A 15,577-nucleotide genomic window follows, 5' to 3' on the forward strand; every position below is an offset into this window, starting at 1 on the left:
ATAATGGGGGCTCTGGACAGATTTTAGTGCTTGTAGATGAACTCGACGCCTTCTTCGTCGTCCTCATCCCAGTCATCGTCCCAGTCGTCTTCTTCTTCCGCTTCCAGCTCTTCGAGCTGCTGGCGGTGGTAGTCATCCCACATGAATTCGACTTTTTCTGGCTGTTTCGCTTCTTCAGCCTGAACCACCGGGTTCTCGATGATGAATGTCATCACATCCCAGCAGAGATCTTTCACGCCAACCTGGCTTGCCGCGGAGATCAGGTAGTATTTATCTTCCCAGCCCATTGCTTCCGCAATCGCTTTGGCTTTCGCTTCGGCTTCTGCTTTGTCCATCAGGTCGATCTTGTTGAAGACCAGCCAGCGCGGTTTATTCGCCAGCTTCTCGCTGTATTTTTCCAGCTCGCCGATGATGATTCGGGCGTTTTCAACCGGATCGGAACCGTCGATTGGATCGATATCAATGAGGTGCAGCAGTACGCGACAGCGCTCAAGGTGTTTCAGGAAGCGAATGCCCAGACCCGCACCTTCCGCAGCGCCTTCAATCAGGCCCGGAATATCAGCCACGACGAAGCTCTTTTCGTTATCCATACGGACAACGCCCAGGCTTGGTACCAGCGTGGTAAACGGATAGTCTGCCACTTTTGGTTTCGCCGCAGAGACCGCGCGAATAAAGGTCGATTTACCGGCGTTTGGCATACCCAGCATGCCCACGTCTGCCAGCAGCATCAACTCCAGCTGCAGATCGCGCTTATCGCCCGGTGTTCCCATCGTTTTCTGACGGGGGGTACGGTTAACGGAAGATTTGAAACGGCTGTTGCCCAGGCCGTGCCAGCCGCCTTTTGCGACCATGAGACGCTGACCATGTTTGGTCATGTCACCCATGGTTTCACCGGTACCCTGGTCAATTACGCGCGTACCGACCGGAACCTTAATGGTCACATCTTTACCGCGTTTACCGGTACAGTCACGGCTCTGGCCGTTCTGGCCACGCTCGGCGCGGAAAGATTTTTCGAAGCGGTAGTCGATCAGCGTATTGAGGTTTTCATCTGCCTCCAGCCACACGTCACCACCGTCTCCACCGTCACCGCCGTCAGGACCGCCACGAGGAATATATTTTTCACGGCGGAAGCTTACACAACCGTTACCGCCATCACCTGCAACGACCAGGATCGTCGCTTCATCAACAAACTTCATTTTACTCTCCGTAACTCATTCGCCTGAGCGGGGGACTACTACGACCGCTTCATTTTTGCGCCAACGTCCCCAAAGACGATGACCAATGGCGGAATACATCGCGCCCGCAACCACGACAAACGCACCGAGATAGCCCAACAGGTTGAGCATCGGCTTGACGAAGACATCGGGCCAGGCCATTGATAACAAATCTGAAAATAACAGCGTAAACAGCGGCGTAAGCGTGATCAATGCGCTTACCTGTGCTGCCTGCCAGCGCGCCATTGCTTCGGCCAGCGCGCCATAGCCGACCAGCGTATTAAGCCCACAAAAAATGAGGCACGCCAGTTGCCATTCGCTCAGTTGGGTAATTACCCCAGGCTTCGCTAATGGCAGTAATGCCACTGTACACAAAGTGTACAGCAAAAAAAGGATCTGCTGTGAGGCCAGACGCCGCAATAACACCTTTTGCGCGACACCATAACTCACCCAGACCGTTGCTGCTCCCACACCGAAGATCACACCCCAGGTGTAATCCGTCAGTCGGGTAAAAATTTCGATCAGGCTGGTGTTAAAGAACATCACCAGACCACACAGCAACATGCTCGCCCCGATAATCTGCGTGCCGCGCATCTTCTCCTTAAGGATGAACACGCTGGCGACCATCATACCCACAGGCGAAAGCTGACCGATCACCTGAGACGCCGTAGGGCTTAAATACTGCAGGGAAGAGCTGAACAGGATGAAGTTGCCGAACAAACCGCCCGTCGCGATAGCCAGTAACACCAGCCAGCGAGGTTTACGGAAGAGTCGCAGCGGTGGCAGCTTGCCTTTGATCGCGAGAATGGCCCCGAGACCAAGACTTGCCATCAGAAAGCGATAAAAGACCACCGTAGGCGGCTCCATCACTTCCAGTACCTGCTTCATTGCAATTGGCAGCGCGCCCCAGCACATTGCGGTCGTAAGCGCCAAAAGAATACCAATGCCAGCCTGCTGCTTCATGCCCGTTTTCCCTACAGAAAATTTTCCGGGTTTCCAATGTAAAAAGCCCCGCAACGTGTTGCGGGGCTTTAATCCGTTACCGGACCGAGAAAACCTTACTCAGCAACGATGCTGATGTATTTACGGTTGTTCGGGCCTTTAACTTCAAATTTCACTTTACCGTCTGCTTTAGCAAACAGAGTGTGGTCACGACCGCAACCTACGTTGTTGCCAGCGTGGAATTTGGTACCACGTTGACGAACGATGATGCTACCCGCCAGAACGGATTCGCCACCAAAACGCTTAACGCCCAGGCGTTTAGCTTCTGAATCGCGACCGTTACGTGTGGAGCCGCCAGCCTTTTTATGTGCCATTTAAATCTCTCCTCAGGTCTTAGGCGCTGATGCCAGTAATTTTCACATCAGTGAACCACTGACGGTGGCCCTGCTGCTTACGGTAGTGTTTACGACGACGAAACTTAACGATTTTAACTTTCTCGCCACGACCGTGAGCAACAACTTCAGCTTTGATAACGCCGCCATCAACGAAAGGAACGCCGATTTTGACTTCTTCACCGTTTGCGATCATCAGAACTTCTGCGAACTCAACAGATTCGCCAGTTGCGATGTCCAGCTTTTCCAGGCGAACGGTCTGACCTTCGCTTACTCGGTGTTGTTTACCACCACTTTGGAAAACCGCGTACATATAAACTCCGCTTCCGCGCACGTCCTCGTATGAATCAGAGTGCGCTATAAATATTCACAATAGGGCGCGAATATTACGCAAAACGCGAGCCTTTGACAAGTGCTACCGTCAATACATGAAGAAAAAAAACACAACACGTACGGTAACGTTTATCTGAGCCGTTTTTTCAGTACAATCAGCACTACTATTGATAAACCGAAACCCTTCGTTACCCCATTGAAGATGGGATCAACAGGATAAAAAGCCCGGCTTTTGCGATGAATTTAGAAAAAATCAACGAGTTAACCGCGCAAGATATGGCGGGTGTAAATGCAGCAATCCTGGAGCAACTCAACTCTGACGTTCAACTGATCAATCAGTTGGGCTATTACATTGTCAGCGGTGGCGGTAAACGCATTCGCCCTATGATTGCGATTCTGGCTGCCAGAGCCGTTGGCTATCAGGGAAATGCGCACGTCACGATCGCAGCGCTCATCGAATTTATTCACACCGCGACGCTTCTGCATGACGATGTTGTGGATGAATCCGATATGCGTCGTGGCAAAGCCACGGCAAACGCCGCCTTCGGCAATGCCGCCAGCGTTCTGGTCGGGGATTTTATCTATACCCGCGCCTTCCAGATGATGACCAGCCTGGGCTCTCTGAAAGTGCTGGAAGTGATGTCTGAAGCCGTGAACGTCATCGCTGAAGGCGAAGTGCTGCAGCTGATGAACGTCAATGACCCCGATATCACCGAAGAAAACTACATGCGCGTCATCTACAGCAAAACAGCGCGCCTGTTTGAGGCGGCCGCCCAGTGCTCCGGCATTCTGGCTGGCTGTTCCGGAGCACAGGAAAAAGGGTTGCAGGACTATGGCCGTTATCTGGGTACTGCCTTCCAGCTGATTGATGATTTGCTGGACTACAGTGCGGACGGCGAAACGCTCGGCAAAAATGTGGGCGATGACCTGAACGAAGGCAAACCGACCCTGCCGCTGCTTCACGCCATGCGCAACGGTTCACCGGATCAGGCGAAAATGATCCGTGAAGCGATCGAACAGGGAAATGGTCGCCATCTTCTGGAACCTGTACTGGAAACCATGGCAATCTGCGGTTCACTGGAATGGACTCGTCAGCGTGCCGAAGAAGAGGCTGATAAGGCCATTGCTGCACTTCAGGTTATTCCAGACAGCCCATGGCGCGATGCGCTGATTGGTCTTGCCCACATCGCCGTCCAGCGCGATCGTTAATCCTGTCGTTCCTCCCCGTGCCCATCACGGGGAGGTTCAAATATACACCAATAAACTCCATACTCCTGTAAATGCATCGGGTTAAATCCCGCATGAATAAAGCCATGTCTTATTCTGAATATCCCTTCAAGTAACGCGAACTTTTTAGAACAAGAAGTCGAAATGGGTATAGTAAGCCAGTCGTTTCAGAAGAAACGGCGTAGGTGAATCCGAACTTAAGGACAGCGTTATGGATACGAAATTTATCGACTGGCATACGGCAGATATCATTGCGGCACTGCGTAAAAGAGGCACTTCGCTTGCAGCAGAGTCCCGCCGCCATGGACTGAGTTCTTCCACCCTGGCCAACGCACTGACCCGCCCCTGGCCAAAGGGAGAATTAATTATCGCGACGGCGCTGGAAACGCACCCGTGGGTTATCTGGCCTTCACGTTATCACGATCCTGTTACGCATGAATTTATCGACAGAACGCGCATGATGCGCCAGAGAAAAGTAAAAACAGAACCGCAGGGATAACGGTTTTTTGACAGGAATAGCAACCCCCCGGTCATTTCTGGCAGGGGGCTGCCGGAACGATTACTCGCCCTTCACACGCTCGATATTTGCACCCAGCGCGCGCAGTTTGTCTTCAATACGCTCATAGCCGCGATCGATGTGATAAATACGATCCACCACCGTAGTGCCTTCCGCAATACAACCCGCCAGCACCAGGCTTGCAGACGCACGCAGATCGGTCGCCATAACCTGCGCGCCGGACAGTTTTTCAACGCCGTGACAAATAACCGTGTTGCTTTCGATCTCAGCATGCGCACCCATACGGATCAGTTCCGGTACGTGCATGAAGCGGTTTTCGAAGATGGTTTCTGTGATGAAGCCCGTGCCTTCTGCAACCAGGTTTAACAGGGTGACCTGGGCCTGCATGTCCGTCGGGAAGGCCGGGTGCGGTGCAGTACGCACATTCACGGCTTTTGGACGCTGGCCATGCATATCCAGGCTGATCCAGTCTTCACCGATTTCAATGTCCGCACCCGCATCGCGCAGTTTCGCCAGCACCGCATCCAGGGTATCAGGCTGTGCGTTACGGCAGACAATCTTACCGCCTGAGATCGCCGCAGCAACCAGGAAGGTCCCGGTTTCGATACGGTCCGGCAGAACGCGATAGACGCCGCCACCCAGACGCTCAACGCCTTCGATGGTGATACGATCAGTACCCTGACCGGAAATTTTCGCACCCAACGCGACCAGGAAGTTGGCGGTATCCACAATCTCCGGTTCACGCGCAGCGTTTTCAATGATGGTAGTACCTTCTGCCAGCGTCGCCGCAGACATGATGGTGACGGTAGCGCCCACGCTCACTTTGTCCATGACAATGTGCGCGCCTTTCAGACGACCGTTGACCGAGGCCTTAACGTAACCCTCTTCCAGCTTGATCTCTGCGCCCAGTTTTTCCAGGCCAAAGATGTGCAGGTCAACCGGACGCGCGCCGATGGCGCAGCCGCCTGGCAGCGAAACCTGACCCTGACCAAAACGCGCAACCAGCGGACCAAGCGCCCAGATAGAAGCACGCATGGTTTTCACCAGTTCGTAAGGCGCAGAAAAGTTGTTGACGTTGCTGGCGTCGATCCAGACGGAACCGTTACGCTCGACTTTCGTGCCCAACTGGGTGAGCAGCTTCATGGTGGTGTCGATATCTTTCAGTTTCGGTACGTTCTGAATTTCTACCGGCTTTTCCGCGAGCAGCGCAGCAAAAAGGATTGGCAGCGCGGCGTTTTTGGCGCCAGAAATTGTGACTTCGCCCTGGAGACGCGTTGGCCCCTGTACACGAAATTTATCCATTGTGTGCTCTCTTATAAATTCAACCGTGCTGCGGGCCTGTCGCCCTCAGCTCAAAAACCGTTTAGTTTGCGATCGCGTGCCCACTCTTGTGGGGTGAACGCTTTGATAGACAGGGCGTGGATGCGGTTATCCGCAATATATTCCATCAGCGGCGCGTACACAGCCTGCTGCTTCTTCACGCGGCTCATACCGTCGAACATCTCACCCACAGCAATAACCTGGAAGTGACTGCCATCGCCAGTGACGTGGGCTTCCTGAAGGGAGAGTGCATTCATCAGCACTGTCTGGATTTCATGATTTTCCATGGGCTCTTAATCATCTGATAGTGAAAACAAGCCCAACATCTTAGAGCAAAGTGGCGCTGTCTTAAACAAGCAAAAAGCCCCGACGATGAAACTGTCAGGGCTTTCAGAAGTAACGCACTGAAAATATTAACGAGGCAGTACGTCCTGAGGCAAATTGTAGAGCTGTGCAAGGGTAACGACATTATCGCTCGCGCCGTGAAGTGTTACGCTTGCTCCCTGCTTTTTCCCCACGGCAACCAGATGGGCGAGCATCGCAACGCCTGCCGTATCCACCCGGGTAACGTCGCTTAAGTCGATGAGCGTAACGCCCTGCATCGCCTCATGGCGTTTATCCCACAGCGGGTTCAGCAGATCCTGATCCAGCTCACCGGATAGCTTTAACGTCTCACCTTCACGCGACCAGCGGAGTTGCTCCGACATTACTTCTTCTCGTCCAGAGTGATTTTCTGACGAGAAATGGACTGCAGCTGTGCGGTCAGGCCATCAATACCTTTGGTACGCAGCAGATCGCTCCACTCGTTCTGTTTGGTGGTGATCATGCTCACCCCTTCAGCGATCATGTCATACGCCTGCCAGTTGCCGGTCTGGCTATTTTTACGCCACTGGAAGTCCAGACGAACCGGCGGACGACCGTTAGGATCGATAATCGTCACGCGAATAGGAATAATGGTGGCGTCGCCCAGCGGCTGTTCAGGGGCGATCTGGTAGGTCTGACCGTGGTACATCGCCAGGGCCTGGCCGTAAGCCTGTTTCAGATATTCACGGAACGCGGCAAAGTAAGCTTCACGCTGCGCAGGCGTCGCATCTTTGTAATAACGCCCCAGCACCAGCGCACCCGCATATTTGATCTGCACATACGGCAGCAGCTCCTGGTCAACCACGTCACGCAGATAATCAGGATTCGCGCGAATTTTCGGCTGTTCGTTTTTGAGACGGTCGAAGGTCTTCTTCGCCGCTTCGTCCATCAGTTTGTACGGGTTGCTCTGATCCGCAGCGTGCGCTGCGGTGAGAGGGGCAATGACCAGCATGGCAACCATTAGCAGTCGTTTAAACATGAATGACTTCTCCTGAAATTAATTCGCAGCACCAGGGGTCGGCGCAACATTGGTATGGTCTTCACTCTGCGCAGGGGCATCGTCAGACTTTTTATCATCGCCTTTACTGTTGTAAAGGAACTGACCAATCATGTCCTCCAGCACCATCGCGGACTTCGTATCCTGAATAACGCTACCGTCTTTAAGGATAGTCGTTCCAAGCTCAGGGTCTTCAAAACCGACGTTAAGGGCCAGATACTGTTCGCCCAGCAGGCCAGAAGTACGGATAGAAAGGGAGCTGGTGTCCGGAATGTGGTTGTAGCGCTCTTCGATATCCATCGCGACGCGCGGCAGATAGGTTTTCTCATCAAGCGTAATGTCTGACACGCGCCCAATCACCACGCCGCCGATACGAACCGGTGAGCGCGCCTTCAGCCCGCCGATGTTATCGAAGGTGGCATAGACGCGATACGTCGGCTCGGTGCGCACAGACGTGATATCCGCCGCTCTCAGGCAGATGAACAGTGCGGCCAGCAGCGCCAGCAGCAGGAACACGCCAACCCAAATTTCATTTTTTCTCGTTTGCATGAACTCAATTCCCAAACATCAGTGCGGTGAGCACAAAATCCAGACCCAGTACGGCCAGCGACGAATGTACGACTGTACGTGTAGTTGCACGGCTAATGCCCGCCGACGTCGGGATGGCATCGTAACCGTTGAACAATGCGATCCAGGTGACCGTAATGGCAAATACCACGCTTTTAATCAGACAGTTAACCAGATCCATTCGCAGGTCAATGGCGTCCTGCATGGCGGACCAGAAGAAACCGGCATCAATACCTTTCCAGTGGACACCAACCAGCGAACCGCCCCAGATCCCCACAGCAACAAACAAAATCGTCAGTAACGGTAATGAGATCACACCCGCCCAGAAACGCGGCGAGATCACGCGACGCAGCGGATCGACCGCCATCATCTCCATACTTGAAAGCTGCTCGGTCGCACGCATCAGGCCAATTTCAGCCGTTAATGCAGACCCTGCACGCCCGGCAAACAGCAGCGCCGCCACAACCGGCCCCAGCTCGCGCAGCAGCGAAAGCGCCACCAGCATCCCGAGGCTGGTTTCCGCGCTGTAGGTTGTCAGAACAAGGTAGCCCTGCAGCCCAAGCACCATACCGATAAACAGACCGGAGACAATGATGATGAGCATCGACAGCACGCCGACATTATAAAGCTGCCGCACCAGCAGCGGTGCGTGCTTGCGGAATTCCGGCTTGCCGACCAGCGCGTTGAATAACATCAATCCGGCACGCCCGAACGTCCTGATGGTTTTTATGCCACGGTGTCCGAGAGCGGCCAACGCATTTAACAGCATGAGTGGCTTAACTCCCTATTCCCAGTAAATCGTCACGATAGTCGCCCGCCGGGTAGCGGAACGGCACAGGTCCGTCAGCAATGCCGTCAAGGAACTGCCGCACGCGCGGATCGCAATTTTCCTGCAGCGCCTGGGCGCTACCGTGTGCGACGATCTTTTTGTCCGCCACGATATAGGCGTAATCGGCAATGCTCAATACTTCCGGTACATCGTGAGATACAACAATGCAGGTAACGCCGAGCGCGCTGTTCAGCTCAGAAATGAGCTTCACCAGTACGCCCATCGTGATAGGATCCTGTCCAACAAACGGTTCGTCGAACATGATTAAATCAGGTTCTAATGCAATGGCTCGCGCCAGCGCGGCGCGGCGTGCCATCCCGCCGGACAGCTCCGAAGGCATCAGCTTCGCGGCCCCTCGCAACCCCACGGCTTCAAGCTTCATCATCACCGTGCTTTTCAGCAGCTCAGGCGGCAGGCTGGTATGCTCGCGCAGCGGATAAGCCACGTTATCAAAGACGTTCATATCGGTGAACAACGCGCCCGACTGAAAGAGCATACTCATGCGTTTGCGGACAGTATACAGGCGCGAGCGCGACATCTCCGGGACGTTTTCGCCATCGAAGAGGATCTCACCGCTATCCGGTGGGATCTGCCCACCAATAAGGCGCAACAGGGTCGTTTTACCGATCCCGGACGGCCCCATGATGGCAGTGATCTTGCCACGCGGTACGGTCAACGAAATATCATCAAATATCAATCTGTTGGCACGAGAAAAACTCACACCACGGACATCGACTATATTCGCCATCGTTTGGCTCATTTAAGGTTCCTTTCTTACCCTGCTCACGTTAAGGCGTGCCGCCTGAATCAGCCCTAAACACAGCATTTTTACAGAATATTAGCCGTCGAGGTTAGCGAAAGCTGGCATTTGTTTTACTTTTCCGGCGCATAAAGTCAAAATTAGGAATTCGTTACGCCTCAGACCGTATGCAGTCCAGCCATTCCCGCGCGATGGACCGACAAGTATACCTGAAGAAAGGACTTTTGATGCTTTTAGCAACAGCACTGTTAATAATTGGTTTACTTCTGGTGGTCTACAGTGCTGACCGTTTAGTGTTTGCTGCATCTATCCTGTGTCGCCTGACGGGCGTACCGCCTGTTGTCATTGGGATGACCGTAGTTAGCGTTGGCACCTCACTTCCTGAAATCATCGTCTCTGTCTCGGCGTCGCTGCATGGTCAGTTAGACCTGGCGATAGGCACCGCGATTGGCTCTAACATCGTCAATATCTTACTGATTTTAGGCCTGGCGGCACTGCTCCATCCATTTCGCGTGCATTCTGATGTTCTGCGCCGTGAATTGCCGCTAATGTTAATCGTAAGCCTGCTGGCAGGCTGCGTATTTTATGATGGCGTACTGAGTTACAGCGACGGCATTTTCCTGCTGGCGCTGGCCGTCATCTGGCTGCTGTATAGTGTTAAAATCGCCCGTCTGGCTGAGAAGCAGGGTCAGGATAGCCTGACGCGTGAGCAGGTCGCCGAACTTCCGCGCGAAGGCACGCTGCCTGTCGCCCTGCTTTGGCTTGGCGTTGCGCTGATCATTATGCCGATGGCCACGCGCATGGTTGTGGATAACGCGACGGTGCTGGCAAACTATTTCGCCATCAGTGAACTGACCATTGGCCTGACGGTCATTGCCATCGGCACCAGCCTGCCGGAGTTGGCGACCGCGATTGCGGGGGCGCGTAAAGGGGAAGATGATATCGCCATTGGCAATATTATCGGGTCCAACATATTTAATATCGCCATTGTGATGGGCCTGCCGGCTCTGATAACGCCAGGGCCTTTCAATCCCCTGGCGTTCTCGCGCGATTACGGTGTGATGCTGCTGGTCAGCGTGATATTTGCCCTGCTCTGCTGGCGGCGGCAACGACAGATCGGTAAAGGCGCAGGCGCGCTGCTGACGGGTGGATTTATCGTATGGATGGCGATGCTGTACTGGCTCTCGCCTCTTCTCTCTGGGTAAACGGAAACGCATTATGTCGCAAATAGAATTGCAGCCGGGTTTTGACTTTCAGAAAGCAGGCAAAGAGGTTCTGGAGATTGAACGTGAAGGTCTGGCGCAGTTAGATCAGTACATTAATCAGGATTTTAGCCTGGCATGTGAGAAGATATTCTACTGTGCCGGTAAAGTCGTGGTGATGGGAATGGGCAAGTCCGGCCATATTGGGCGCAAAATGGCGGCAACGTTTGCCAGTACCGGAACCTCTTCCTTCTTTGTTCATCCGGGGGAAGCCGCGCACGGCGATCTGGGTATGGTCACGCCGCAGGATGTCGTCATCGCCCTGTCTAATTCCGGTGAGTCCAATGAGATCCTGGCGCTGATCCCGGTACTGAAGCGGCTGCAGGTGCCGCTCATTTGCATGACCAGCCGTCCGGAAAGTAGCATGGCGCGTGCGGCCGATATTCACCTGTGCGTTAAAGTACCGAAAGAAGCCTGTCCGCTGGGCCTTGCCCCAACGTCCAGCACCACCGCCGCGCTGGTCATGGGTGATGCGCTTGCCGTCGCGCTGCTCGAAGCCCGCGGTTTTACGCCGGAAGATTTTGCGCTCTCCCACCCGGGCGGCGCGCTGGGGCGCAAACTGCTGCTTCGGGTTAACGATATTATGCACACCGGGGATGAGATCCCCCACGTCAGTAAAGAAGCCTCCCTGCGTGATGCGCTGCTGGAAATCACCCGCAAGAATCTGGGTATGACGGTCGTGTGCGACGATCTGATGAAAATTCAGGGGATCTTCACCGATGGCGACCTGCGTCGCGTGTTCGACATGGGTGTAGATGTCCGCACGCTCGGCATTGCCGACGTGATGACGCCGGGCGGTATCCGCGTGCGTCCGGGTACGCTGGCCGTGGATGTGCTGAACCTGATGCAGTCCCGCCATATCACCTCCGTTATGGTTGCCGATGGCGACCAGTTGCTGGGTGTGGTACATATGCATGATCTGCTGCGCGCAGGCGTAGTGTAATGAAGGATAAGACAATGAGTAATGCGGGTGCATCCCTTGCAACCTGTTATGGTCCGGTCAGTACCCAGATGATGGCTAAGGCGGAAACTATTCGTCTGCTGATTCTGGATGTGGATGGCGTACTTTCCGATGGCCTGATTTACATGGGCAATAATGGCGAAGAGCTGAAAGCGTTTAACGTTCGCGACGGCTACGGTATCCGCTGTGCGCTCACCTCGGGTATCGAGGTTGCTATCATCACCGGGCGAAAAGCTAAACTGGTAGAAGACCGCTGTGAAACCTTAGGCATTACCCACCTGTATCAGGGTCAATCCGATAAGATGGCGGCGTTCAACGATTTACTGGGTAAACTGGCCATCGCCCCGGAAAACGTGGCCTACGTTGGGGACGATCTGATTGACTGGCCGGTGATGGCAGAAGTCGGTCTCAGCATCGCGGTTGCCGATGCGCACCCGCTGCTGATCCCACGCGCAGACTACGTTACCCGCATTAACGGTGGCCGGGGTGCTGTACGTGAAGTCTGCGATCTGCTTCTGCTGGCGCAGGGCAAGCTTGATGAGGCCAAAGGGCAATCAATATGAGTAAAACCAGACGTTGGGTTATCATTCTGCTTTCGCTTGCCGCACTGGTATTGATTGGCGTGAACCTTGCCGATCGCGACGATACGCAAACGGAAGTGGTCAATAATAACGATCCAACCTATAAAAGCGATCACAGCGACACCGTGGTCTATAGCCCGGAAGGTGCGCTGAACTATCGCCTGATCGCCCAGCACGTGGAATATTTTTCAGATGAAGGCGTGTCGTGGTTTACCCAACCTGTTATGACCACGTTTGATAAAGACAAAGTCCCGACGTGGTCGATTAAGTCAGATCGGGCAAAACTCACAAATGACCGTATGCTTTATCTGTATGGCCACGTTGAAGTCAACGCCCTGACCGCTGACTCGCAACTGCGGAAAATTACGACGGATAATGCCCAGATTAACCTGGTAACCCAGGACGTGACCTCGCAGGATCTGGTCACACTGTATGGCACAACATTTAATTCCAGCGGTTTAAGAATGCGCGGGAACTTACGCAGCAAGAACGCCGAGCTGATTGAAAAGGTTAGAACCTCCTATGAAATTCAAAACAAACAAACTCAGCCTTAAAGTAATTATCGCCAGCGCGATGCTGGCGGCGAGTCTCCCCGCGCTTGCTGTAACGGGCGATACCGACCAGCCGATCCATATCGAGTCCGACACCCAGTCTCTCGATATGCAGGGTAACGTCGTCACCTTCACGGGTAACGTTGTCGTGACGCAGGGCACCATCAAAATCAACGCCGATAAAGTGGTCGTGACCCGTCCGGGCGGCGAGCAGGGCAAAGAGATCATTGATGGTTACGGCAACCCGGCAACCTTCTACCAGATGCAGGACAACGGCAAACCAGTGAAAGGCCGCGCCTCGCATATGCACTATGAGCTGGCGAAGGATCTGGTCATCCTGACCGGGAAAGCGTATCTGGAACAGCTGGACAGCAATATCACCGGTGACCAGATTACCTATCTGGTGAAAGAGCAGAAAATGCAGGCCTCCAGCGAGAAAGGCAAACGCGTAACCACCGTGCTGGTTCCGTCGCAGCTGCAGGACAAAGGCAAGGGCCAGGCCCCGGCACAGAAGAAGAGTAACTAATTCGTTATGGCAACATTAACTGCAAAAAATCTCGCGAAGGCCTATAAGGGCCGCCGTGTCGTAGAAGATGTCAGTCTGACCGTCAACTCCGGCGAAATTGTTGGCCTGCTTGGCCCGAACGGTGCGGGTAAAACCACCACCTTCTACATGGTCGTAGGCATTGTGCCGCGCGATGCCGGCAACATCGTCATCGACGATGAAGACATCAGCCTGCTGCCGCTGCACGCGCGTGCGCGTCGTGGCATCGGCTATCTGCCGCAGGAAGCCTCTATTTTCCGTCGTCTGAGCGTCTTTGATAACCTGATGGCGGTCCTGCAAATTCGCGACGACCTGACCAGCGAACAGCGTCAGGATCGCGCCAACGAGCTGCTGGAAGAGTTCCACATTGAGCACCTGCGCGACAGCCTCGGTCAGGCATTGTCCGGGGGGGAACGCCGTCGTGTTGAGATTGCGCGCGCGCTGGCCGCAAACCCGAAATTTATCCTTCTGGATGAACCGTTTGCGGGCGTCGACCCGATCTCCGTTATCGATATTAAACGTATTATTGAGCATCTGCGTGACAGCGGGCTTGGCGTGCTGATCACCGACCACAACGTGCGTGAAACGCTGGCCGTATGTGAACGCGCGTATATTGTGAGCCAGGGCAATCTGATCGCCCACGGTACGCCGCAGCAGATCCTCGAAGACGATCATGTTAAGCGCGTCTATCTTGGGGAAGACTTCAGACTCTGATAGGGTAGAGGTAACATAACGCCGAACCGGAGAAAAATGCTCTGAACATGAAGCAAGGTTTGCAATTAAGGCTCAGCCAACAACTGGCAATGACGCCGCAGCTACAGCAGGCCATTCGTCTGCTGCAACTGTCCACCTTAGAACTCCAGCAGGAGCTCCAGCAGGCGCTGGACAGCAATCCCCTGCTGGAGCAAGCCGATCTTCATGATGAGGTAGATACTCAGCAGTCACAGGACACAGAAGCGCTCGACACCGCGGATGCTCTCGAACAAAAAGAGATGCCGGACGAGCTACCGCTGGATGCCAGCTGGGATGAAATCTATACCGCTGGTACCCCTTCTGGTACGCGTGCAGACTACCAGGACGATGAGCTACCGGTCTATCAGGGCGAAACCACCCAGTCGCTGCAGGATTACCTGATGTGGCAGGTGGAACTTACCCCCTTCTCTGATACCGACCGCGCGATCGCCACGTCGATTGTCGACGCCGTTGACGACACCGGCTATTTGACCGTCACGCTGGACGACATTCTGGAAAGCATGGGCGACGAAGAGATTGAACTTGAAGAGATTGAAGCCGTTCTGAAGCGCATTCAGCGTTTCGATCCTGTCGGCGTGGCCGCGAAAGATCTGCGCGACTGCCTGCTGATCCAGCTTTCTCAGTTCAGCAAAGAGACGCCATGGCTCGACGAGGCGCGCTTAATCATCAGCGATCATCTGGATCTTCTCGCCAACCACGATTTCCGCTCTCTGATGCGCGTTACGCGCCTGAAAGAAGAGGTGCTGAAAGAGGCGGTGAATCTGATCCAGTCACTCGATCCGCGCCCCGGCCAGTCGATCCAGACCAGTGAACCCGAGTACGTCATCCCGGACGTGCTGGTCAGAAAACACAATGACCGCTGGGTCGTTGAACTGAACTCTGACAGCATCCCTCGCCTGCAAATCAACCAGCAGTATGCTTCCATGTGCACCAGCGTGCGCAACGACTCCGACAATCAATATATTCGTAGCAATCTTCAGGAAGCGCGATGGTTGATCAAGAGTCTGGAAAGCCGAAATGATACCCTGCTCCGCGTGAGCCGCTGCATCGTCGAACAGCAGCAGGCGTTCTTTGAGCAGGGTGAAGAGTATATGAAACCGATGGTGCTGGCGGATATCGCCCAGGCCGTCGAGATGCATGAATCCACGATTTCCCGCGTCACGACGCAGAAGTATCTGCACAGTCCGCGCGGTATTTTTGAGCTTAAGTATTTCTTCTCCAGCCACGTGAATACCGAGGGCGGCGGCGAAGCCTCCTCAACGGCGATTCGTGCCCTGGTGAAGAAGTTAATCGCCGCGGAGAACCCCGCGAAGCCACTAAGTGACAGTAAGTTAACCACCATGCTGTCCGATCAGGGTATTATGGTGGCACGTCGTACTGTTGCGAAGTATCGAGAGTCTTTATCCATTCCGCCGTCTAACCAGCGTAAACAACTGGTCTGACACAACCGATAAGGAAGACACT

Annotated in this window: 20 protein-coding genes; 9 read left to right on the forward strand and 11 right to left on the reverse strand. The window is 54.2% G+C overall.

What is annotated here, in order from left to right:
* Positions 1-23 precede the first annotated feature (23 nt).
* From cgtA to rplU, 4 genes are all read right to left on the reverse strand, one after another.
* Entirely contained in the window at positions 24-1,196 is a 1,173-nt protein-coding gene (gene cgtA / locus ACWKXT_RS20365; RefSeq protein ID WP_080328317.1) for an Obg family GTPase CgtA, read from the reverse strand.
* Between the two features lie 15 nt (positions 1,197-1,211).
* Complete coding sequence (locus ACWKXT_RS20370; protein WP_454533300.1) at positions 1,212-2,177, reverse strand: DMT family transporter; 966 nt, start codon at positions 2,175-2,177, stop codon at positions 1,212-1,214.
* A 95-nt stretch (positions 2,178-2,272) separates the two neighbouring features.
* Positions 2,273-2,530 carry a 50S ribosomal protein L27 gene (rpmA, locus tag ACWKXT_RS20375; RefSeq protein ID WP_004385076.1) on the reverse strand — a complete coding sequence of 86 codons (258 nt, stop codon included), beginning with the start codon at positions 2,528-2,530 and terminating at the stop codon, positions 2,273-2,275.
* A 19-nt stretch (positions 2,531-2,549) separates the two neighbouring features.
* Positions 2,550-2,861, reverse strand: a complete 312-nt coding sequence (gene rplU / locus ACWKXT_RS20380; RefSeq protein WP_003025032.1) for a 50S ribosomal protein L21 — start codon at positions 2,859-2,861, stop codon at positions 2,550-2,552.
* A 257-nt stretch (positions 2,862-3,118) separates the two neighbouring features.
* Between rplU and ispB the strand changes: the two genes are divergently transcribed.
* A complete protein-coding gene (ispB, locus tag ACWKXT_RS20385) occupies positions 3,119-4,090 on the forward strand; it encodes an octaprenyl diphosphate synthase (protein WP_454527662.1) in 972 nt (323 codons plus the stop codon).
* 229 nt (positions 4,091-4,319) lie between these two features.
* Positions 4,320-4,607 (forward strand): DNA-binding transcriptional regulator SfsB, encoded by a 288-nt coding sequence (gene sfsB, locus ACWKXT_RS20390; RefSeq protein WP_080328319.1) that lies wholly within the window; start codon positions 4,320-4,322, stop codon positions 4,605-4,607.
* Between the two features lie 60 nt (positions 4,608-4,667).
* On the opposite strand, the gene murA is transcribed toward sfsB, so the two are convergent.
* The 7 genes from murA to mlaF form a co-directional block, all read right to left on the reverse strand.
* On the reverse strand, positions 4,668-5,927 hold the full coding sequence (murA, locus tag ACWKXT_RS20395) for a UDP-N-acetylglucosamine 1-carboxyvinyltransferase (protein WP_454533301.1): 1,260 nt from the start codon (positions 5,925-5,927) through the stop codon (positions 4,668-4,670).
* Positions 5,928-5,977: 50 nt separating this feature from the next.
* Positions 5,978-6,232, reverse strand: a complete 255-nt coding sequence (gene ibaG, locus ACWKXT_RS20400; RefSeq protein ID WP_008501458.1) for a BolA family iron metabolism protein IbaG — start codon at positions 6,230-6,232, stop codon at positions 5,978-5,980.
* 126 nt (positions 6,233-6,358) lie between these two features.
* A complete protein-coding gene (gene mlaB / locus ACWKXT_RS20405; RefSeq protein WP_454527664.1) occupies positions 6,359-6,652 on the reverse strand; it encodes a lipid asymmetry maintenance protein MlaB in 294 nt (97 codons plus the stop codon).
* Positions 6,652-7,287: a phospholipid-binding protein MlaC gene (gene mlaC, locus ACWKXT_RS20410; RefSeq protein ID WP_023307064.1), complete on the reverse strand. Its 636-nt coding sequence runs from the start codon at positions 7,285-7,287 to the stop codon at positions 6,652-6,654. Before mlaC ends, mlaB begins: the two co-directional genes overlap by 1 nt.
* Before the next feature lie 18 nt (positions 7,288-7,305).
* Positions 7,306-7,854: an outer membrane lipid asymmetry maintenance protein MlaD gene (gene mlaD, locus ACWKXT_RS20415; RefSeq protein WP_454527665.1), complete on the reverse strand. Its 549-nt coding sequence runs from the start codon at positions 7,852-7,854 to the stop codon at positions 7,306-7,308.
* 4 nt (positions 7,855-7,858) lie between these two features.
* Entirely contained in the window at positions 7,859-8,641 is a 783-nt protein-coding gene (gene mlaE, locus ACWKXT_RS20420; RefSeq protein ID WP_010436044.1) for a lipid asymmetry maintenance ABC transporter permease subunit MlaE, read from the reverse strand.
* A gap of 7 nt (positions 8,642-8,648) precedes the next feature.
* Positions 8,649-9,461, reverse strand: coding sequence for a phospholipid ABC transporter ATP-binding protein MlaF (mlaF, locus tag ACWKXT_RS20425; RefSeq protein WP_454527666.1), 813 nt, complete (start codon positions 9,459-9,461; stop codon positions 8,649-8,651).
* A gap of 227 nt (positions 9,462-9,688) precedes the next feature.
* On the opposite strand from mlaF, the gene ACWKXT_RS20430 reads away from it, so the two are divergent.
* The 7 genes from ACWKXT_RS20430 to rpoN are packed head-to-tail and all read left to right on the forward strand — an operon-like array spanning position 9,689 to position 15,555.
* Positions 9,689-10,666 (forward strand): calcium/sodium antiporter, encoded by a 978-nt coding sequence (locus tag ACWKXT_RS20430; protein ID WP_080328325.1) that lies wholly within the window; start codon positions 9,689-9,691, stop codon positions 10,664-10,666.
* Positions 10,667-10,679: 13 nt separating this feature from the next.
* A complete protein-coding gene (kdsD, locus tag ACWKXT_RS20435) occupies positions 10,680-11,666 on the forward strand; it encodes an arabinose-5-phosphate isomerase KdsD (protein ID WP_028014567.1) in 987 nt (328 codons plus the stop codon).
* Positions 11,667-11,680: 14 nt separating this feature from the next.
* Positions 11,681-12,247 (forward strand): 3-deoxy-manno-octulosonate-8-phosphatase KdsC, encoded by a 567-nt coding sequence (gene kdsC / locus ACWKXT_RS20440; protein ID WP_454527700.1) that lies wholly within the window; start codon positions 11,681-11,683, stop codon positions 12,245-12,247.
* Positions 12,244-12,819, forward strand: coding sequence for an LPS export ABC transporter periplasmic protein LptC (gene lptC, locus ACWKXT_RS20445; RefSeq protein WP_454527668.1), 576 nt, complete (start codon positions 12,244-12,246; stop codon positions 12,817-12,819). Before kdsC ends, lptC begins: the two co-directional genes overlap by 4 nt.
* The gene (lptA, locus tag ACWKXT_RS20450; RefSeq protein WP_119916485.1) at positions 12,788-13,342 is read left to right on the forward strand and encodes a lipopolysaccharide ABC transporter substrate-binding protein LptA; all 555 of its coding nucleotides are present in this window, start codon (positions 12,788-12,790) and stop codon (positions 13,340-13,342) included. The genes lptC and lptA overlap by 32 nt, the downstream gene beginning before the upstream one ends.
* 6 nt (positions 13,343-13,348) lie before the next feature.
* On the forward strand, positions 13,349-14,074 hold the full coding sequence (gene lptB, locus ACWKXT_RS20455; RefSeq protein WP_080328329.1) for an LPS export ABC transporter ATP-binding protein: 726 nt from the start codon (positions 13,349-13,351) through the stop codon (positions 14,072-14,074).
* 47 nt (positions 14,075-14,121) lie between these two features.
* Entirely contained in the window at positions 14,122-15,555 is a 1,434-nt protein-coding gene (gene rpoN, locus ACWKXT_RS20460; RefSeq protein ID WP_454527669.1) for an RNA polymerase factor sigma-54, read from the forward strand.
* Positions 15,556-15,577 lie beyond the last annotated feature (22 nt).

This window comes from Enterobacter sp. UPMP701 (assembly GCF_053709515.1).